Source organism: Amaricoccus solimangrovi (assembly GCF_006385685.1).
In the GTDB taxonomy this organism is placed as follows: Bacteria; Pseudomonadota; Alphaproteobacteria; order Rhodobacterales; family Rhodobacteraceae; genus Amaricoccus; species Amaricoccus solimangrovi.
The window spans coordinates 69,730-88,072 of the sequence record NZ_VFRP01000011.1 but is presented as its reverse complement, the minus strand read 5'-3'; the positions used below and the strand labels follow the sequence as shown (position 1 = coordinate 88,072).

Here is an 18,343-nt window from a genome sequence, read left to right as displayed (position 1 = left end):
CGTATGGGGTTGCTGGCCGGGCGGTTGGCTCCACCGGTCTTTCGGGAAGTTGATGGGCGCTCAAAGACCAAAAACGGGCGCGGGTCAAGCCCCGCCCGACGGAATCCGGTCCCTGACATGGCCGATCGCGGCGGCCACGGCCTCGGATATAGTCATTCCGCTCGTGTCCAGCAAGAAGGCGTCCCCCGCGGCGCGGAGCGGCGCCACGTCGCGGGCCGCGTCGCGGGCATCGCGCGCGCGCAGATCGGCGAGCACCGATTCGAGCGTGCCGGCGCCAAGCTCGGCGTGACGCCGCGCCGCGCGCGCCTCGTCCGAGGCGGTGACGAAGAGCTTCGCCTCGGCCTCCGGGCAGATCACCGTGCCGATGTCGCGGCCGTCGAGCACGGCGCCGCCCTCCCGCCGCGCGAAACGCTTCTGGAAATCGAGGAGCGCCTCGCGCACCTCCGGCAGCGCCGCGACCTTCGAGGCCGCCTGCCCCGCCAGGGCGGTGCGCAGGTCCGGTCCCTCGAGATCGGTCGGATCGAGCCGCCGCGCCACCTCAGCGGCCCAGGCCGGATCGATCACGCCCCGCCCGTCGTCGAGCGCCCGCGTGCCGACGGCGCGGTAGAGCAGCCCGGTGTCGAGATGGGCGAAACCGAAATGCGCCGCCAGCGCGCGCCCGATCGTGCCCTTCCCCGCCGCCGCCGGCCCGTCGATCGCAACCGTGAAGATCATGGCCGACCCGCGGGGTACCGAGGCAGGCGGTCGGCGATGTCGTAATAGCCGCCCTTGTCCGCGACGAAGTGCCCGCGATGGCAGGCCGCGAGATCGCCGAGCGGACCGTCGACCCGGTAGCGCACCGCGCCGCGGGCGCATCCGCCGGTCGCCATCACGCGATCTCCGCGCCGAGGCCGCGCATCAGCGGCACGAAATTCGGGAAACTCGTCGCGATCGGCCCGGCGTCGTCGACCGTGACCGGAGCCTTCGTGGCGAGGCCGAGGCAGAGGAAGGCCATCGCGATCCGGTGGTCGAGCCGGCTCTCCACCGTCGCCCCGCCCGGGACGCCGCCCGCGCCCATGCCATGGACGATCAGGAAGTCCGGCCCCTCCTCGACCGTGACGCCGCAGGCTTCGAGCCCGCGGGCCATCGCGTCGAGCCGGTCGCTCTCCTTCACGCGAAGCTCCTTCACCCCGCGCATCACCGTCCGCCCCTCCGCCGTGGCGGCGAGCGCGGCGAGGATCGGGTATTCGTCGATCATCGAGGCGGCGCGTTCGGGGGGGACTTCCACCCCCCTGAGCGCGCCGTGGCGCACGCGGAGATCGGCGGCGGGTTCGCCCCCCTCCTCGCGGCGGTTCTCGAAGGCGATGTCGGCGCCCATCTCGACCAGCGTCTCGTAGAAGCCCGCGCGCGTCGGGTTGAGGCCGATGCCGGGCACCAGCACGTCCGAGCCTTCCGCGAGCAGCGCGGCGGCGACGGGGAAGGCCGCGCTCGACGGGTCGCGCGGCACGGCGATCGCCTGGGGGCGCAGTTCCGGCTGGCCCCGGAGCGTGATGACCCGGCCCTCCTCGGTCACCTCCGTCGCGATCTCGGCGCCGAAACCGGCGAGCATCCGCTCGGTATGGTCGCGCGTCGCCTCGCGTTCGATCAGCGTGGTGACGCCCGGAGCGTTCAGCCCGGCGAGCAGCACGGCGGACTTGACCTGCGCCGAGGGAACCGGGCTCGTGTAGGTGGCCGGAAGCGGATCGGCCGCGCCGGTGAGCGCGAGCGGCAGCCGCCCGCCGCGCCGGCCGCGCGTGGTCGCGCCGAAGAGGGCGAGCGGCTCGGTCACGCGGCCCATCGGGCGCGAGCGCAGCGAGGCGTCGCCGGTGAAGATCGCGGTCAGGTCCGAGGTCGCGACCGCGCCCATGATGAGCCGGACGCCGGTGCCGGAATTGCCGCAGTCGATCACGTCCTCGGGCTCGCGGAAGCCGCCGACGCCCACGCCCGCGACGCGCCACGCGCCGGGGCCGAGCCGCTCGACCGTCGCGCCGAAGGCGGCCATCGCGCGCCCCGTGTCGAGCACGTCCTCGCCTTCGAGCAGGCCGGTGATCCGGGTCTCGCCCACCGCCATCGCGCCGAGGATCAGCGCGCGGTGCGAGATCGACTTGTCGCCCGGCACCTCCGCCGTGCCCCGGAGCGGGCCGGTCCTCTCGGATCGCATCGGAACGGGCGCGCCATGTCCGGCCATGATTTTCCTCTCCGGGCTTCGTCAGATCGAAGGCCCCTTTACGCGATCGGACCGCGCGGGTCCATCGGGGCGGACGCGGGCGGGGCGCCCCCGCGCCGCCTTACCCGCGGCGGATGAAGCTCAGGTAGTTCGGCGCCCGCCCTTCGCGGATCGCCTTGGCCTCGTAGCGGGTCCGGTGCCAGTCGGGCCAGGGCGCGGAGGAATCGCGCGCCACCGTCTCGAAGAGCGCGGCGACCTCCGCGACCGCCTCGCGCGTATGCTCGACATAGGCCGGAATGTCGGTCGCGACGCGAAGCTCGGCGCCGGGCTTCATCACGCGGGCGAGCACCGTCAGGTTCTCGACGCTCGTGAACCGCCGCCGGGCATGGCGCGCCTTGGGCCAGGGATCGGGATAGAGCAGGAAGACCCGGTCGAGACAGCCGTCGGGCAGCGCGTCGAGCAGGTCGCGCGCGTCGCCCGCGTGGAGGCGCACGTTGCCGGAGGGCGGGGCGTCCCCGCCGGCGGCGGCGGGGCGCTTGATCCCGGCGGGCTCGATCCCCGCTTCCTCGATCTGGTTCAGCGCCATGGCGACGCCGTTCACGAAGGCCTCGCAGCCGATCAGCCCGACGCCCGGATTGGCGAGCGCCTGGTGAACCAGATGCTCGCCGCCGCCGAAGCCGATCTCGAGCCAGACCGGCCGGGGCCCGCCGAAGAGCGCGGACGGGTCGATCGGCGCGGTGCCGAGCGGAACGGCGAGCCGGGGCAGCAGTTCGGCCAGGTGCCGACGCTGGTTCGGGCGCAGCGACTTGCCGTGGCGCCGCCCGTAAAAGTCGCGGCGCGGCCGAACCGCGCCGGTGGTGATCTCACTCATCCTGTCGCATCCCCGGGGCGGCGGGGCGGCGCGAACCGCCCCTCGCCGCGTTCAGACCGCCTTGCGCAGCGCCTCGGTCAGGTCGGTCCGCTCCCAGGAGAAACCGCCGTCGTTGTCCGGCGTCCGGCCGAAGTGACCATAGGCGGAGGTGCGCTGGTAGATCGGCTTGTTGAGGCCGAGATGGGTGCGGATGCCGCGCGGCGTCAGATCCATCACATTGGCCAGCGCCGCCTCGATCGCCGCCTCCGGAACCTCGCCCGTGCCGAAGGTGTCGGCGTAGATCGACAGCGGCTTCGCGACGCCGATCGCATAGGAGAGCTGGATCACGCAGCGATGCGCGAGGCCCGAGGCGACCACGTTCTTCGCCAGATAGCGCGCGGCATAGGCGGCGGAGCGGTCGACCTTGGTCGGATCCTTGCCCGAGAAGGCGCCGCCGCCATGCGGTGCCGCGCCGCCATAGGTGTCGACGATGATCTTGCGGCCGGTCAGCCCGGCGTCGCCGTCGGGCCCGCCGATCACGAACTTGCCGGTCGGGTTCACGTGCCAGGCCGTCGCATCGGTCAGCCAGCCCGCCGGCAGCACCTCGCGGATATAGGGCTCGACCATCTCGCGCACGTCGGCCGAGGTCATGTCCTCGTCGATGTGCTGGGTCGAGAGCACGAGGCTCGACACCTCGACGGGCTCGCCCTTCTCGTAGCGCAGCGAGAGCTGGGACTTCGCATCCGGGCCGAGGCGCGGCTCGGCCCCGCTCTTGCGGACATCGGCGAGGCGGCGCAGGATCGCATGGGCGTAGTGGATCGGCGCGGGCATGAGCTCCGGCGTCTCGTTCACCGCGTAGCCGAACATGATCCCCTGGTCGCCGGCGCCCTCTTCCTTGCCGTCGGCCGCGTCGACACCCTGGGCGATGTGCTCGGACTGGCCGTGGATGTAGTTCTCCACGTTCAGCGTCGCCCAGTGGAAGCCCTTCTGCTCGTAGCCGATGTCGCGCACGCAGTCGCGCACGATGTCCTCGACCCGCGCCAGCACGTCGCCGGGGCCGCGGACCTCGCCGCCGACGATCACCCGGTCCGTCGTCGCGAAGGTCTCGCAGGCGACGCGCGCCTCCGGATCGACCGCGAGGAAGGCGTCGAGCACCGCGTCGGAGATCCGGTCGCAGACCTTGTCGGGATGGCCTTCGGAGACGGATTCGGAGGCGAAGATGTACTCACCGCGGTTACTCATGCAGACAACCCTTCTCGGTTTGGATATCGGCGTTCCTAAGCCACCGCGGCGAGCGAGGTCAACGACCATCCGCCGCCACCGGCGCGCCCGCTACTCCGGCGCCGCCGCGCCCGCGGGCAGGGCCGCGAGCGAGCGGACGAGCGCCAGCACCGAGGCGCGCGTCTCCTCCCCACCGATCGCGCGGAAGGCCATCAGCAGATCGGCCTCGGTATCGCGGGCGAGCGGCGCCGCGCCGGTCGGCGCCCCGCCGAGCCCCTCGAAGAAGAAGGTGAGCGGCACGTCGAGATAGGCCGCGATGTGATAGAGCCGGCCCGCGCCGATCCGGTTCGCGCCCTTCTCGTATTTCTGGATCTGCGAGAAGGTGAGGCCGAGCTGCCGGCCGAGCCGCCCCTGGCTGATCCCGAGCCGCTCCCGCCGCGCCCGCATCCGCGATCCCACATGCTTGTCAATCTCGTTCATGGACGGCGTCAAGGCAGTTCCCCGAAATACTTGTCCCCGGTCACCCCGCCTCGACCTGTTCCAGGTCCGAGAGGAGCCCGAAGGATCCACCACATCTGAAGAAAATTTTATCGATGAGACGGTTTTAAAATGCCACTGACAAAAACTGTCGCAGTTAACAGGTAAATTGTAAACAGGATTAACAGGACTGGAATGTCCCCGGTTCGTGAATAGACTGTTGGCGGAAGCGGCGCGGGAAGCGGCGCGTCGACATGGCCCTGCGCGCCGAGGCCCAGTTCCGCGACGACCCGGCCTTTCGGATCGACCATGGCCGAGATGCCGGTATTGGCGGCGCGCGCCAGCGGCAGCCCCTGCTCGATCGCCCGCGCCCGGGCCTGGGCGAAATGCTGGTAGGGGCCGGAGGCCTCGCCGAACCAAGCGTCGTTTGTGACCTGGACCAGCCAGTCCGGCCGCTCCCCCGGCGCCCGCGCCGCCGCGGGAAAGATCGCCTCGTAGCAGATGAGCGGCAGGAAGGGAGGCACGCCGGGGACGGAGACCACCCGCGGGCCGGGGCCGGCGGTGAAGCCGCCCCGCGTCAGCGTGGTGAGCGCCGGGATGCCGAGCCGCGCGGCGAGGCCCTTGAGCGGGATGTATTCGCCGAAGGGCACCAGACGCGCCTTGTCGTAGACCGCCTCGGTCGTCCCGTCGGGCGCGAGGGCGGCGAGCGAATTGAACCAGCTCCAATCCTCGCCCGCGGACTCCGCCCGGCGGATGCCGAGCAGCAGGTGCCCGTCGGGTCCGACCGAGGCCGCGGCCGCCGCCTGGGCCGCCGGGTCGCGGTCGAGGATGAAGGCGACGGCGGTCTCCGACCAGATCGTCACGTCGGGCCGGGGCCCGGCCCCGTCGGCGCTGAGCGCGAGATGGCGCCGGAAGAATTCCTCCTCGCGGCCCGGCAGCCATTTCTCGTCCTGCGCCATGTTGGGCTGGACGAGGCGGACCCGGACCGGCTCCGCCCGGACCGGCAGGGGCTCGGCCAGCCGCCAGGCGCCGAAGCCCCAGCCGAGCACGACGAGCCCCACCGCCCCGGCAACCGCGGCCGGGCGGCCGACGCCGGGCAGCAGGCCGGCGGCGAGGGTGAGGAAGGTGAGCCCGTAGGGGCCGGTCAGCGACAGGACCTGCGCGACCGGCGTGTCGATCCAGGCATAGGCGGGCAGCGCCCAGGGAAAGCCGGTCAGCACATGGCCGCGCGCGAATTCGACCAGCGCCCAGACGGCGGCGAAGAGCACCGCCCGGCTCCAGCCCGGATGCCAGAAGAGCCGCGCGAGGGCGAAGGCCCAGCCCCAGAAGAGCGCCATTCCCCCCGCCATGCCGACGAGCGCGAACGGCGCCAGCCAGCCGAAGACCTCGGGTTCGACGAGGAACGGATCGACGATCCAGAACATCCCCGCCCCGAAATATCCGACGCCCACGCACCAGCCGAGCGCGAAGGCGCCGCGCGGAGCACGCACGCCATCCATCAGCCACAGGAGCGCGGGAAGGGCGAGAAAGATCAGCGCCGGCCAGGAGAGCGGCGGCTGCGTGCCCGCGAGCGCCACCCCGGCGAGCAGCCCGAGCCCGGCGCGCCGCCAGGCCCCGAGCCCGCGCATCGCGCGCGCGACACCGGGACCGCGCCGGGCGCGGGACAGGGAGTCCTGCAACGGGATTTACTCCGCGGCGGCCCGGACGTCCCCGCCCGGCCGGAGCCGCAGCCGCGTGATCCGTCGCACGTCGCCGTCGAGAACCTCGAATTCGTGGCCGGCGGGATGCTCCACCAGTTCGCCCACGGCCGGGACCCGGCCCGCGAGCAGCACGACGAGCCCGCCGAGCGTGTCGACCTCGTCCGCCCGGTCGGGCGGCAGCAGCTCGATCCCGGTTTCGTCCTCGAAATCGTCGAGCTCGACCCTGGCCTGGGCGACGATCGCCCCGTCCGGTTCCCGCGCCCAGAGCTGGCTCTCGGCCTCGTCATGCTCGTCGGCGATGTCGCCGACGATCTGCTCGACCAGATCCTCTATGGTCACGAGCCCGTCGACCCCGCCGTATTCGTCGATCACCAGCGCCATGTGGATATGCGCCGCCCGCATCTTGTGCAGCAGCGCGCCGATCGGCATCGAGGGCGGCACGTAGAGCAGCGGGCGGATCATCGGTTCGAGCGCGAACCCATCCGCCGGGGCGCCGAAACCGTAGGTCAGCGCGAAATCCTTCAGATGGACCATGCCGCGCGGCTGATCGAGGCTCTCGGTATAGACCGGCAGGCGCGAGAGCGTGCTCTCCCGGAAGGTCTCGACCAGATCCTCGAGCGAGCAATCATCGGCGACCGCCACGATCTCCGCGCGCGGCACCGAGACGTCGTCCACGCGCATCGAGGCGAGATTGCGAAGGTTCAGGAGCATCTCGCCGGAGGAATCCGCGTCCTCCGACTCGCCTTCATCCGCGCGGTCCTCCGTCTCGGGAGGCTCGCGCCGGAACAGCCGCGAGAAGAATGTCGACCTGGCGGGACTGTCCGGATCTCCATCGTCCGAAACGTGCTGCCCCGTCGCCGGGTGCGCGTCGTGTGTCTCGCCCATGTCTCCCTATCCGTAAGCCTGGCGCCCGAGGGGCGTTCCTAGTGCGAATATGGGTCCGCCACCCCCAGGCTGGCAAGTATTTTCGTCTCGAACGATTCCATCGCGTCGGCCTCGTCCTCCATCTCGTGATCGTAGCCGAGCAGGTGCAGGATCCCGTGGACGACGAGATGCGTCGCGTGATCGGCGAGGCTGATACCCCCCGCCTCCGCCTCCCGCGCGCAGGTCTCGTAGGCGAGCGCGAGGTCGCCGAGGAAGAGCGGCTCGGGGTCCTCGGGATCGGGCGCGGGCACCTCGCCCTCGAAGGCGGGCCAGGACAAGACGTTGGTGGGCTTCGGCTTTCCGCGGAAATCGGCGTTCAGCTCCGCGATCCGCGCGTCGTCGCAGGCGAGCAGGCTCAGCTCGTGCGCGGCCGGATCGAGCCCGGCCGCCTCGAGCGCGCGCCGGGCCGCGGCCTCGGCGAGGGGGCCGAGCCCCAGCGCCTCCCAGCGCGGCTCCTCGATCACCAGATCGACGAGCGGCGCTTCTCCGCCGGTCTCCGTCATCGCCGTTCCTCAGCCCTCCGGCCGCGCGCTCTCGTAGGCGCGGATGATCCGCGCGACCAGCGGATGGCGCACCACGTCCTCGGCCTTGAAATAGGCGAAGCCGATGCCGTCGACCCCGCGCAGCACCCGCTCCGCCTCGATCAGGCCCGACATCACGCCGCGCGGCAGGTCGATCTGCGTCACGTCGCCCGTGATCGCCATCCGGCTGCCCTCGCCGAGGCGGGTCAGGAACATCTTCATCTGCATCGTCGTCGCATTCTGCGCCTCGTCGAGCACGACGAAGGCGTTGGCGAGCGTGCGCCCGCGCATGAAGGCGAGCGGCGCGATCTCGATCTGCTTCTCCTCGATCATCTTCTGCACCTGTTTCGGCGGGAAGAAGTCGTTCAGCGCGTCGTAGAGCGGCTGCATGTAGGGATCGACCTTGTCCTTCATGTCGCCGGGCAGGAAGCCGAGCCGCTCGCCCGCCTCCACCGCGGGACGGCTGAGGATGATCTTGTCGACCCGCCCCTCGATGAACATGGCGACGGCGGCGGCGACCGCGAGATAGGTCTTGCCGGTACCCGCGGGGCCGAGGCCGAAGACGAGCTCATGCCGGAACAGGTCGCGCACATAGACGCGCTGGGTCGGCGTGCGGGGCTCCACCACCTTGCGCCGGGTGCGGATCTCCAGCGGCCCGCCGTCGAACATCTCGAGCTGCCCGGGATCGGGCGCGGGGGTCCGCGCCTCCGGCGCGCCGCCCATGCGGATCACCGCGTCGATGTCGCCCGGCGTCACCGGGCGCCCCTGCTCCAGCCGGGCATAGAGCGCGCGCAGCACCTGCTCCGCCGCCTCCCGCTCCTGGGGCGAGCCGTGCAGCGCGAGCTGGTTGCCTCGTCGATGGATCGCCACGCCGAGCCGCTGCTCGATCTGGACGATGTTGCGGTCGAGTTCTCCGCAGAGATCTATCAGCAGGCGGTTGTCCGGGAACTGCAGCGCGCTGTCGGACGTTTCGTCCGGGCTCAAGGCGGGATAGGGGGCGTTGATCGCCAATTGGCCTCCGTGGGGCAAGAGGCCGGCCGGCCTCCGTGGGGCAAGAGACTGCGAGACGCGTCTGGCGCGAGACTGCCCCAGCCGGGCCGACCGCGCAAGCGGGAGATCAGGGGCGCGCGGCGCCCTCCTCCCCCGACGCGCCGCCCTCGACCGGGACGGTCCGCTTCCTGCCGCAAACCGACTTGCAGAGTTTCGGTTCCTGGCGATCCCAGTAGGGGGCGAGAAACTTCAGGAATTCGTCATAGGCGGCGCGCGCCGCCTCGTAGCCGTGCCGGGCGACGTTGAGCCGCTCCATGTCGAAGGCGTCGAAGAGCGCCGCGAGTTCGCGGTCGTCCCGCCCGGCGCCGCCGTGGTGGTGGATGTAGAGCCGCCGCCCGAAGTAGCAGCAGGGCAGCAGATAGCCCTCGAAATCGAGATAGGCGGTGGATTTCCGGATCGCCTCGCAATCGATCCAGGCCTCGGTCCGCGTCAGCTCGCCCGAGGCGATCGAATGCCGGCCCTCGACCTTCGGCGCCACCTTCGCCGCCGGCGGTTCGAGCACGAACTGCCGGCCACCGAGCGTGTAGCGGAAATCGGCTCCGTTGAACCGGTTCGACGGATAGGCGCGGAAACCGGTGAAGCCGAGCGCCTTCGCCATCGCCTCCGCCTTCGCGACCTCGTGCTCGTTGTGGCGAAAGACGAGCATGCGCCATTCGGCCTTGCCGCCCGCCTCGATGAAGGCGGTGAGATTGCCGATGACGCGCTCGAAATCGGTGCGCACGCGATAGAGGCTGTTCGTCTCCTGGCTCGCGCCGTCGATCGCGGCGATCACGCTGAAGCGCCGGCCCTTCGCCGCCTCGGCCAGTTCCACCCACCAGTCCCGTCCGCGCATCCCCGCGTTGGTGTGAAGCTGCAGCTTCAGCTTCGGATTGGCCTCCCAGCAGTAGCCGAGGATCCCGATCAGATCCGGCACCACCGCCGCGTCGCCGTAATTGCCGCAGAAATAGGCCGAGTCGAGCGAGGCGAGCAGTTCCGGCGGGCTGTAGGCGCGGAACTCCTCGAGGCTGCCCGCATGCTTGCGAAGCCACTCCTGGGGACGGCAACCGTTGGGATCGGTGCGCGGGCATTGCGGGCAGCCCGCGTTGCAGAGATCGGTGATGTCGAAATGGACGCAGCCGATCCCGGCCGCTTTCTCCGCGCCGTCCATATCAGGCCGCGTCGAGCAGGTCGCCGAAGAGGGAGTTCCGTCCCGACGCCGTGACACGCGCGCGCACCACCCGGCCGATCGTCTCGGCGCCCGCGTCGATCTGGATCGCGTTGAGATAGGGCGACTTGCCCGCCACCTGCCCCGGCTCGCGTCCCGGCTTCTCGACCAGCACGGCGAGGTCCCGGCCGACCATGCTGGCCTGGAACGCCGCCTGCTGCCGCCCGAGGAGCTCCTGCAGCCGCCGGAGCCGCTCGGCCTTCACCTCGCGCGGCAGATCCTCGCGCCCGGCCGCGGGCGTGCCCGGGCGAGGCGAATAGGCGAAGGAGAAGGCCTGGGCGTAGTTGACCGCCTCGACGAGCGCGAGCGTCTCGGCGAAATCGGCCTCGGTCTCGCCGGGGAAGCCGGTGATGAAATCGCCCGAGAGCGCGATGTCGGGCCGCGCGGCGCGGATGCGCTCGATCAGGCGCAGATACTGCTCGGCCGTGTGCCTGCGGTTCATCGCCTTCAGGATCCGGTCGCTTCCCGACTGTACCGGCAGGTGCAGGAAGGGCATGAGCTTCGGCTCCGCCCCGTGCGCGGCGATCAGGTCCGCGCCCATGTCGTTCGGATGCGAGGTGGTGTAGCGGATCCGCTCCAGCCCCTCGATCGCCGCGAGCTCGCCGATGAGCCCGGCCAGCGTCTCCCCGTTCTCGTCGCGATAGGCATTCACGTTCTGCCCGAGCAGCGTGATCTCGGCCACGCCGCGGGCGACCAGATCGCGCGCCTCCGCGAGCAGGCGGCCCGCCGGGCGCGACACTTCCGCGCCGCGCGTATAGGGCACGACGCAGAAGGCGCAGAACTTGTCGCAGCCCTCCTGGACGGTGAGGAAGGCCGTCGGGGCGCGGCGCGCGCGCGGCGCCTCGGGCAGGTGGTCGAACTTGTCTTCCGCAGGGAAGTCCGTGTCGACCGGCCGCTCCCCCTCCCCGATCCGGTCGAGCATCCCGGGCAGGCGGTGATAGGCCTGCGGCCCGACGACGAGATCGACGAGCGGCGTCCGGCGCAGGATCTCCCCGCCCTCGGCCTGGGCGACGCAGCCGGTCACCCCGATCCGCAGATCCGGCCGCGCGGCCTTCAGCGGACGCAGCCGGCCGATGTCGGAATAGACCTTCTCGGCCGCCTTCTCCCGGATGTGGCAGGTGTTGAGCAGGATCAGGTCGGCGTCCTCGGCCGTCTCCGTCGCCTCGTAGCCGCGCGTGGCCAGGGCGGAGGTCATCCGCTCGCTGTCATAGACGTTCATCTGACAGCCATAGGTCTTGACGAAGAGCTTCTTTACCGGCGCGGACATTCCCGACCCCCTCAAAGCCGAAAGGCACGCCGGACCTTCGCCCGGGTGCCTTCCGCGTTCCATGGTTGGCGCTGGCCGGGTTTACTTCGCCCGGGGCTTCCGGCCAAGCCCGATCTTCTTCGCGAGCTCCTGGCGCTTCGCGGCGTAGTTCGGCGCGACCATCGGGTAATCCGCCTTCAGGCCCCACTTCGTCCGGTACTCCTCCGGCGTCATGTTGTAGGCGGTCATCAGGTGGCGCTTCAGCATCTTGAGCTTCTTGCCGTCCTCGAGACAGATGATGTAATCGTCCGTCACCGACTTCTTGATCGGCACGGCGGGGGTCAGCTCGACCGAAGCGGCCTCCTCGCCGGAGGCGAGTTCGCTCAGCTTCGCGAAAACCGACTGGATAAGCTCCGGCACCTCGTTCTGGACCACCGCGTTATTCGCCAGATGGGCCGAAACGATTTCGGTCGTCAGAGCCAGGATCTCGCCCCGCCCAATGGTCTGATCTTCGATCATCCTCAACTCTTTCCTGTTTTAACCCGTGGCATCCGATCTGGGCCGGCCGGGACTGTATGAGACAATCGGTCGTGCTCCACGATACCGATATGATACTACTTTATTTAGATCTCATACAAGAAACAAGAGTTCCATAAAAATAACGATAAAAATTCTCTCACCGAAACGTGAGAGCTCGCAAATCGCGCGGATACCCCGGTAAGATCCCCGGTGCCGCCTCAACGGGGCAGACCTTGGCCTGACCGCCTCCGTTGAAGGACAGGTTCTAAGCCGTTAGTGGGAGTTTAACGATACCGCAAGCCGCCGTCGCATAGCGATCAGCGTGATTCCGCTCATACGCGAGCAAGACGCGCCGCCGGCGCGCCTTTCAGGGGGGATTCGAGGCCAAGATCCGCCGGATCAGACCGGATCGAGCAGCCCGCGCTGGCGCAGCAGCGCCTCGACGCCGGGAAGGCGGCCGCGAAATTCGGCGTAAAGCTCCGCCGCGTCGCGCGATCCGCCGGCGGAATAGACGCTGGCCGCGAGCCGTCCGGCCATCGCCGGATCGAACGGATCGCCGGTTTCCTCGAAGGCGGCGAAGGCATCGGCGTCCATTACTTCCGACCACATGTAGGAATAGTAGCCGGACGAATAGCCGTCTCCGGTGAAGACATGCGCGAAATGCGGCGTGGCATGGCGCATCCGGATCGCATGGGGAACGCCGAGCCGGCCGAGAGTCGCGGCCTCGGCCGCCATCGGATCCGCCGGCGCGGGTCCGGCGTGGAAGTCGAGATCGACCATCGCCGAGGTCACGTATTCGACCGTGGCGAAGCCCTGGTCGTAGTTGCGCGCCGCGAGCAGCCGTTCGAGCAGATCCGCCGGCATCGGCTCCCCGGTGCGCGCATGGCGGGCGTGTCTGGCGAGAATCTCGGGCACGGACAGCCAGTGTTCGTAGAGCTGGCTCGGCAGTTCCACGAAATCGCGCGCGACCGAGGTGCCGGAGATGAAGGGATAGGTCACGTCGGAGAGGAGGTTGTGCAGCGCGTGGCCGAATTCGTGGAAGAGCGTGCGCGCGTCGTCGAAGGTGAGCAGGTTCGCCGCCCCCTCCGGCGCCTTGGCGAAGTTGCAGACGTTGACGACGATGGGCCGGACCTCGCCGTCGAATTTCGACTGCGCGCGGAAGGAGGAGCACCAGGCGCCGGAGCGTTTCGAGGGGCGCGCGAAATAGTCGCCGATGAAGACGCCCATGTGCCGCCCGTCCCGCCGGACCTCCCAGGCCCGGGCATCGGGGTGATAGAGCGGCGCATCGACCGGCGTGAAGTCGAGGCCGAAGAGCCGGCCCGCCACGTCGAAGGCCGCCGCGATCATGTGATCGAGTTCGAGATAGGGCTTCAGTTCCGCCTCGTCGAGATCGTGCTCCCGCTTCTGGCGGATCGCGGAATAGTAGCGCCAGTCCCAGGGTTCGAGATCGCCATTCACCCCGTCCTCGCGCATGAGCGCGCCCAGGCGCGCGGCGTCGGCCTCCGCCCGCGCCCGCGCCGGGGTCCAGACGGCGGTGAGCAGGTCGCGCACCGCCTCGGGCGTCTTCGCCATCTCGGTCTCGAGCTTGAAGGCGGCGAAGGTCGGATAGCCGAGCAGCCGCGCCCGTTCCTCGCGGAGCGCCAGCGTCTCGGCGACGATCGCCCGGTTGTCCGTCTCGCCCCCGTTCGCGCCGCGCGCGACCCAGGCGCGGAACGCCTTCTCGCGCAGGTCGCGCCGGGGCGAGAACTGCAGGAAGGGCACGATGAGGCTCCGCGACAGCGTCACCACATGTCCGGCCCGCCCCCGCTCCCGCGCGGCCTCGGCGGCCGCGGCGACGACGAAATCCGGCAGCCCCTCGAGATCGCCGGGGGCCAGCTCCATCTCCCAGGATTTCTCGTCGGCCAGCACGTTCTGGCCGAAGGCGGTCCCGAGCGAGGCGAGCCGGCTCATGACGGCGGTCAGCCGCGCCCGGTCGGCGCCCTCGAGCTTGGCGCCCGCGCGACGGAACATCCGGTGGTAGAGCGTCAGCACCCGGCGCTGCTCCGCCGTCAGGCCGAGCGTGTCGATGGCGCGCATCAGCCCGTCGATCCGCGCGAAGAGCGCGGCGTTCATCATCGTGGCCGAGCCATGCGCCGAGAGCTTCGGGCTCAGATCGCGGCGCAGCGCCTCCAGCGCGTCGCTGGAATGGGCGCCGGCGATGTTGAAGAAGATGGCCGAGACGCGGTCGAGCTCCGCCTCCGCGCGCTCCATCGCCTCGATCGTGTTCGCGAAGCTCGGCGCCGCCGGATCGCCGGCGATCGCGTCGATCTCGGCCCGCGCCTTCGCCATCGCGGCGTCGAAGGCGGGGGCGAAGGCCTCGACCTCGATCCGGTCGAAACCGGGCAGGCCGAACGGCCCGTGCCATTGCCCGATCAGCGTCTCGACACCCTTCGCGCTCGCCCCAGACATGAAAACCTCCCGATCTCTTCGCTCGCGGAAGATCGGGAGGTTCCAGGGTCAGGTCAAGGGGCGGGAACGGGGTTGATCTGCTGGTCCACGCCGCGGGCGAAGGCCTTCAGGAGCGCCTGATAGGATTCGGTGCTGTCCGGCGCGGGCGGCGTCTTGCCCCCCTGTTCCTCGCTGGCCATGGCCTCGGCCATCGTCGCCGTCACGTTGTAGGTGCCCGCCACGGTGCCGCGGTGGTTGACGATGACCTGGCCCTTCAGCGTCGAATTCTGCGTGAGACCCTGGCTGTAGGATTGCGCCAGCGCGAGTTCGTCCACGTCGACCGTCAGCTGCGCGCCGCCCGGCGCGATATCGTTCACGAATTCATTCGCGAGCGCCGTCTTCAGGTCGGTGCTGAGGTTCGACCAGTAGTTCACGGCGCTCCGGTTGCCGATCGCGCTCAGGTCCGTGTTCACGGTGATCTCCGAAATCGGCAGCCTGGTCGGCATCTCCGGTTCGCCGGAACAGGCGGCGAGCGCCAGCGCCGAGGCGGTCAGCAATGCGAAAGCCTTCATGACGGTATCCCTCCTTGCGTTTGACCGGGCAACGCCTTGCCCGGGCCGGGGATCCGCGTACCCCGGGCAGCGGTGAAACGCGGCGGTCTCGTGAATGGTTCCGGGTCGGAATGGCCCGCGATCTGTCGTCGTACCGCCTTCGTCCTCGCAAGGATTCGTCTAAAGGCGCGGGGGGCGAAGCGCAATCCGGCAATCGCGGGACCGGGGGGGGGGCGGCGGACCGGGGGCGGCGGGCCGGGGGCGGCGGGCCGGGGGGCGGCGGACTGAAGTCCGCCCTACGGGTTCGGGCCGGGGGAACCGCGCGCCCTTTCCTGATGCCTTCCGGGCGCTAGAGTAGCGGAGGCCCGGGAGGCAAGGGAAGGAAACTGGAATGCGGAAGATCTCCGTGCTCGTCGGCAGCCTGAGGGCCGCCTCGATCAACAGGACCTATGCGAAGGCGCTCGGAAAGCTCGGCGCCGATCTCTTCGAGTTCGACTATCCGAGCCTCGACCTGCCGCTCTACAACGAGGATCTCTGGCCCGACCCGCCGGAGAGCGTCTTCGCGCTCAAGCGCTCAGTCGAGGCCGCCGACGCGGTCCTGTTCGTGACGCCGGAATACAACCGCTCCTTCACGCCGGCGACGAAGAACGCGATCGACTGGGGATCGCGGCCCGTGGGCCAGCCAAGCTGGCCCGGCAAGCCGGCCGCCATCACCGGCGCCTCGGGCGGGGCGATCGGCACCGCGGCGGCGCAGGCGCAGCTGCGCTCCATCGTGGTTGGCCGCGGCATGGTCCTGATGGGCCAGCCGGAACTCTACTACAGCTTCAAGCCGGAAGGGATCGACGCGGAAGGGAATTTCACCAGCGACAAGACCCGCGAGATCATGCGGGGCTTCCTCGAGAAATTCTCGGCCTGGATCGAGAAGCACGGATGAGTCCCGGGGGCGGGCGCGCCGGGCGCCCGCCCCTCAGACCGCGTAGCGCTGGATCGTCCGGGCGAAGAGCGTCGAATCGACATTGCCGCCCGAGCCGATGGCGATCACGCTGTCGCCCGCGATCTCGTCGCCATGGAAGAGCGCGGCGGCGAGCGCGACCGCCCCGCCCGGCTCCAGCACCACGCGCAGATGCGCGAAGGCGAGCGCCACGGCGCGCAGCGCCTCCTCGTCGGAGACGACGAGCCCGGGGCCCGCGAGCCGCGAGAGGATCGGGAAGGTCATCTCGCCCGGCCGCACCGTCAGGATCGCATCGCAGACCGACCCCGAGAGCGCCGCGTTCTCGACGCGCGCATGCGCGGCGAGCGAGCGCGCCATGTCGTCGAACCGCTCCGGCTCGGTCGGGCGCACGCGCAGACCCGGCGCCAGCGCCTCGAGCGCGAGCGCGACGCCGGCGCTGAGCCCGCCGCCGCCGCAGCAGACGAGCACGTCGGCGCGCGCGATGCCCGCCGCGCGTGCCTGCTCGGCGATCTCGAGCCCGGTGGTCCCCTGCCCCGCGATCACCTCCGGATGGTCGTAGGGCGGGATGATGGTCAGCCCCCGCTCCTCCGCGATGCGCGCGCCGATCTCGTAGCGGTCCTGCGTCGCGCGGTCGTAGAGCACGACCTCGGCCCCGAGCGCGCGGGTGTTCTCGACCTTCACCGAAGGCGCGTCGGAGGGCATCAGGATCACCGCCGGCGCGCCGAATTCCAGCGCCGCCCGCGCCACGCCCTGGGCGTGGTTGCCCGAGGAGAAGGCGAGAACCCCGCGCGCCCGCGCCTGGGCCGGCAGCGCCGAGAGCGCGGCCCAGCCGCCGCGCGCCTTGAAGGATCCGGTGACCTGAAGGCATTCGGCCTTCAGCCAGACGCGGCGCCCGGCCAACCGGTCGAGCGCCGGGCTCGTCAGCAGCGGCGTGCGCCGGATACGCCCCCGCGCGCGATCCGCCGCCGCCCGGATCGCCGCGAAATCGCTCATGCCGCCGGTCTCGCCAGCAACGCGTCGAGCGCGCCGAGCGCCTCAGGCTCGTCAAGGAAGGGCACGTGCCCCCGGTTCGGCACCTCGGCCGCGATCAGGTCGGGCCGGCGCCGCGCCATCTCCGCCACCGTCTCGCGCGACAGGAGATCGGAATTCGCGCCCCGGAGCACGGCGAGCGGAATGCCTGCGAAAGCGTCGAAGAGCGGCCACATGTCGGGCGTCGGCGCCGCCGAGCCCTCGAGCACCGCGTCGCGGAGCTTCGGATCGTAGTTGAGCCCGATCCCGTCGGGCGTCTCCGCGAACCAGCGCCGCGCGCTGATCTCCCACCGTTCGAGCGGCACATCGGGGAATTCGGCCCCGCTCGTGGCGCGGAGCGCGGCGGCGACGTCGGCGTAGGTCCGGCCTTTCGGCGCGATCCCGAGGTAGCCCATGATCCGGTCGAGGCCCACCGCGTCGATCTCCGGGCCGATGTCGTTGAGCAGAACCGCCGCCAGCCGATCCCGGGCGACCGCCGCGAGCAGCATCGCGATCAGCCCACCGCGCGACGTGCCGACGATGGTCACCTTATCAAGGCCGAGGTGATCGAGCAATTCGATCACGTCCCGCCCCTCGACCGCGACGTTGTAGTTCTTCCACTCCGGATCGAAATCCGAGCCGTGCCGGCCGCGCGAGGTCAGCGCGATCAGGCGATGGCGCCCGCCGAGCGCCGCCGCGAGATCCTCGAAATCCGCCGCGTTGCGCGTCAGCCCCGGCAGGCCGAGCAGCGCCCGCCCCTCCCCGGTGTCGGTATAGGCGAGCGAAAGCCCGTCCGAAGTCGTGAACCGCCGCGTCATCGGCCTCCTTCCCCGCGTGCCACCGCGAGCACCCCCGTCAGGTCATGCGTCTCCCGATCGGGCGCCGCCGCCAGGCGTTCCGCCGGCGCGCGGCCGCGGTTGACCCAGACCGTCCGGAACCCGTGGCCGGCCGCCGAGCAGGCGTCCCAGCCGTTCGAGGAGACGAACAGGATTTCGTCCGGTTTGCAACCGAAGCGCGCGGTCGCGAGATCGTAGACCTTGGGCGAGGGCTTGTAGACGCCCGCCTCCTCGACCGAGATCAGCGCGTCGAAGCGGTCGGCGAGCCCGGCGTGGCGGACGGCGGCCTCGATCAGTTCGGGCGTGCCATTCGACAGGATCGCGGTCGCGAAACCGTCGCCGCGCAGCCCGTCGAGCACCTCGGCCGCCTCCGGGAAGGCATCGAGCTCCCAATAGAGCGCCAGCAGCCGCTCGCGCAGGTCGTGCCCGGCCATGCCGGCGGCCTCCAGCGCCCAGTCGAGCGACTCCCGGGTGACTTGCCAGAAATCGGCGTGGGTGCCGGTGATGGCGCGGAGCCAAGTGTATTCGAGCTGCTTGCGCCGCCAGTCGGCCGACACACGGGGCCAGACGGCGGCGAATCCGTGCCGCCCCGGTTCCGCCGCGACATGGCGCGCCGCGGCGTCGACATCGAACAGCGTTCCGTAGGCGTCGAAGACGATGGCCCGGAACACC

General features: G+C 70.6%; 19 protein-coding genes. 1 reads left to right on the top strand and 18 read right to left on the bottom strand.

The genetic code is table 11. The features are described from left to right. Positions 1–84: 84 nt before the first annotated feature. From cmk to FJM51_RS12525, 15 genes are all read right to left on the bottom strand, one after another. Entirely contained in the window at positions 85–714 is a 630-nt protein-coding gene (gene cmk / locus FJM51_RS12590; protein ID WP_140454500.1) for a (d)CMP kinase, read from the bottom strand. After that, positions 711–869 (bottom strand): hypothetical protein, encoded by a 159-nt coding sequence (locus FJM51_RS23765; protein ID WP_181164545.1) that lies wholly within the window; start codon positions 867–869, stop codon positions 711–713. The genes cmk and FJM51_RS23765 overlap by 4 nt, the downstream gene beginning before the upstream one ends. Next, positions 869–2,206 carry a 3-phosphoshikimate 1-carboxyvinyltransferase gene (gene aroA, locus FJM51_RS12585; protein ID WP_140454499.1) on the bottom strand — a complete coding sequence of 446 codons (1,338 nt, stop codon included), beginning with the start codon at positions 2,204–2,206 and terminating at the stop codon, positions 869–871. Before aroA ends, FJM51_RS23765 begins: the two co-directional genes overlap by 1 nt. Positions 2,207–2,306: 100 nt before the next feature. Next, positions 2,307–3,056, bottom strand: a complete 750-nt coding sequence (gene trmB, locus FJM51_RS12580; RefSeq protein WP_140454498.1) for a tRNA (guanine(46)-N(7))-methyltransferase TrmB — start codon at positions 3,054–3,056, stop codon at positions 2,307–2,309. A 51-nt stretch (positions 3,057–3,107) separates the two neighbouring features. Next, positions 3,108–4,277 carry a methionine adenosyltransferase gene (gene metK, locus FJM51_RS12575; protein ID WP_140454497.1) on the bottom strand — a complete coding sequence of 390 codons (1,170 nt, stop codon included), beginning with the start codon at positions 4,275–4,277 and terminating at the stop codon, positions 3,108–3,110. A gap of 90 nt (positions 4,278–4,367) precedes the next feature. Beyond that, positions 4,368–4,736, bottom strand: a complete 369-nt coding sequence (locus tag FJM51_RS12570) for a helix-turn-helix domain-containing protein (protein ID WP_140454496.1) — start codon at positions 4,734–4,736, stop codon at positions 4,368–4,370. A 107-nt stretch (positions 4,737–4,843) separates the two neighbouring features. Further along, the gene (lnt, locus tag FJM51_RS12565; RefSeq protein ID WP_140454495.1) at positions 4,844–6,412 is read right to left on the bottom strand and encodes an apolipoprotein N-acyltransferase; all 1,569 of its coding nucleotides are present in this window, start codon (positions 6,410–6,412) and stop codon (positions 4,844–4,846) included. A gap of 6 nt (positions 6,413–6,418) precedes the next feature. Then, positions 6,419–7,318, bottom strand: a complete 900-nt coding sequence (locus tag FJM51_RS12560; RefSeq protein WP_140454494.1) for a hemolysin family protein — start codon at positions 7,316–7,318, stop codon at positions 6,419–6,421. Between the two features lie 38 nt (positions 7,319–7,356). After that, complete coding sequence (gene ybeY / locus FJM51_RS12555) at positions 7,357–7,860, bottom strand: rRNA maturation RNase YbeY (RefSeq protein ID WP_140454493.1); 504 nt, start codon at positions 7,858–7,860, stop codon at positions 7,357–7,359. 9 nt (positions 7,861–7,869) lie between these two features. Further along, a complete protein-coding gene (locus FJM51_RS12550) occupies positions 7,870–8,889 on the bottom strand; it encodes a PhoH family protein (RefSeq protein ID WP_140454492.1) in 1,020 nt (339 codons plus the stop codon). A 106-nt stretch (positions 8,890–8,995) separates the two neighbouring features. Next, on the bottom strand, positions 8,996–10,075 hold the full coding sequence (locus tag FJM51_RS12545; protein ID WP_140454491.1) for a radical SAM family protein: 1,080 nt from the start codon (positions 10,073–10,075) through the stop codon (positions 8,996–8,998). A 1-nt stretch (position 10,076) separates the two neighbouring features. Next, positions 10,077–11,399: a tRNA (N6-isopentenyl adenosine(37)-C2)-methylthiotransferase MiaB gene (miaB, locus tag FJM51_RS12540; RefSeq protein ID WP_140454490.1), complete on the bottom strand. Its 1,323-nt coding sequence runs from the start codon at positions 11,397–11,399 to the stop codon at positions 10,077–10,079. A gap of 81 nt (positions 11,400–11,480) precedes the next feature. Further along, the gene (locus FJM51_RS12535; protein ID WP_140454489.1) at positions 11,481–11,897 is read right to left on the bottom strand and encodes a Ros/MucR family transcriptional regulator; all 417 of its coding nucleotides are present in this window, start codon (positions 11,895–11,897) and stop codon (positions 11,481–11,483) included. Positions 11,898–12,296: 399 nt separating this feature from the next. Beyond that, on the bottom strand, positions 12,297–14,345 hold the full coding sequence (locus FJM51_RS12530; RefSeq protein WP_140454488.1) for a M3 family metallopeptidase: 2,049 nt from the start codon (positions 14,343–14,345) through the stop codon (positions 12,297–12,299). Between the two features lie 53 nt (positions 14,346–14,398). Then, a complete protein-coding gene (locus tag FJM51_RS12525) occupies positions 14,399–14,896 on the bottom strand; it encodes a hypothetical protein (RefSeq protein ID WP_140454487.1) in 498 nt (165 codons plus the stop codon). A 370-nt stretch (positions 14,897–15,266) separates the two neighbouring features. On the opposite strand from FJM51_RS12525, the gene FJM51_RS12520 reads away from it, so the two are divergent. Beyond that, complete coding sequence (locus FJM51_RS12520; protein ID WP_140454486.1) at positions 15,267–15,809, top strand: NADPH-dependent FMN reductase; 543 nt, start codon at positions 15,267–15,269, stop codon at positions 15,807–15,809. Positions 15,810–15,842: 33 nt separating this feature from the next. Here FJM51_RS12520 and FJM51_RS12515 read toward each other — a convergent pair whose 3' ends face one another. From FJM51_RS12515 to FJM51_RS12505, 3 genes are read right to left on the bottom strand one after another with little or no spacing between them, the layout of a single operon-like run. Continuing rightward, entirely contained in the window at positions 15,843–16,820 is a 978-nt protein-coding gene (locus FJM51_RS12515; RefSeq protein ID WP_140454485.1) for a threonine ammonia-lyase, read from the bottom strand. Continuing rightward, on the bottom strand, positions 16,817–17,653 hold the full coding sequence (locus FJM51_RS12510; RefSeq protein WP_140454484.1) for an alpha/beta fold hydrolase: 837 nt from the start codon (positions 17,651–17,653) through the stop codon (positions 16,817–16,819). Before FJM51_RS12510 ends, FJM51_RS12515 begins: the two co-directional genes overlap by 4 nt. Further along, positions 17,650–18,342 carry a haloacid dehalogenase type II gene (locus FJM51_RS12505; RefSeq protein ID WP_140454483.1) on the bottom strand — a complete coding sequence of 231 codons (693 nt, stop codon included), beginning with the start codon at positions 18,340–18,342 and terminating at the stop codon, positions 17,650–17,652. Before FJM51_RS12505 ends, FJM51_RS12510 begins: the two co-directional genes overlap by 4 nt. Position 18,343 lies beyond the last annotated feature (1 nt).

What these genes read in the sequence shown, in the direction of transcription:
- FJM51_RS12530 (WP_140454488.1), bottom strand. Translation starts at nt 14,345, where the DNA reads ATGTCTGGGGCGAGCGCGAAGGGTGTCGAGACGCTGATCGGGCAATGG.
- FJM51_RS23765 (WP_181164545.1), bottom strand. Translation starts at nt 869, where the DNA reads ATGGCGACCGGCGGATGCGCCCGCGGCGCGGTGCGCTACCGGGTCGAC.
- cmk (WP_140454500.1), bottom strand. Translation starts at nt 714, where the DNA reads ATGATCTTCACGGTTGCGATCGACGGGCCGGCGGCGGCGGGGAAGGGC.
- FJM51_RS12535 (WP_140454489.1), bottom strand. Translation starts at nt 11,897, where the DNA reads ATGATCGAAGATCAGACCATTGGGCGGGGCGAGATCCTGGCTCTGACG.
- FJM51_RS12560 (WP_140454494.1), bottom strand. Translation starts at nt 7,318, where the DNA reads ATGGGCGAGACACACGACGCGCACCCGGCGACGGGGCAGCACGTTTCG.
- FJM51_RS12525 (WP_140454487.1), bottom strand. Translation starts at nt 14,896, where the DNA reads ATGAAGGCTTTCGCATTGCTGACCGCCTCGGCGCTGGCGCTCGCCGCC.
- FJM51_RS12515 (WP_140454485.1), bottom strand. Translation starts at nt 16,820, where the DNA reads ATGAGCGATTTCGCGGCGATCCGGGCGGCGGCGGATCGCGCGCGGGGG.
- FJM51_RS12510 (WP_140454484.1), bottom strand. Translation starts at nt 17,653, where the DNA reads ATGACGCGGCGGTTCACGACTTCGGACGGGCTTTCGCTCGCCTATACC.
- FJM51_RS12545 (WP_140454491.1), bottom strand. Translation starts at nt 10,075, where the DNA reads ATGGACGGCGCGGAGAAAGCGGCCGGGATCGGCTGCGTCCATTTCGAC.
- miaB (WP_140454490.1), bottom strand. Translation starts at nt 11,399, where the DNA reads ATGTCCGCGCCGGTAAAGAAGCTCTTCGTCAAGACCTATGGCTGTCAG.
- FJM51_RS12520 (WP_140454486.1), top strand. Translation starts at nt 15,267, where the DNA reads ATGCGGAAGATCTCCGTGCTCGTCGGCAGCCTGAGGGCCGCCTCGATC.
- aroA (WP_140454499.1), bottom strand. Translation starts at nt 2,206, where the DNA reads ATGGCCGGACATGGCGCGCCCGTTCCGATGCGATCCGAGAGGACCGGC.
- FJM51_RS12570 (WP_140454496.1), bottom strand. Translation starts at nt 4,736, where the DNA reads ATGAACGAGATTGACAAGCATGTGGGATCGCGGATGCGGGCGCGGCGG.
- trmB (WP_140454498.1), bottom strand. Translation starts at nt 3,056, where the DNA reads ATGAGTGAGATCACCACCGGCGCGGTTCGGCCGCGCCGCGACTTTTAC.
- ybeY (WP_140454493.1), bottom strand. Translation starts at nt 7,860, where the DNA reads ATGACGGAGACCGGCGGAGAAGCGCCGCTCGTCGATCTGGTGATCGAG.
- metK (WP_140454497.1), bottom strand. Translation starts at nt 4,277, where the DNA reads ATGAGTAACCGCGGTGAGTACATCTTCGCCTCCGAATCCGTCTCCGAA.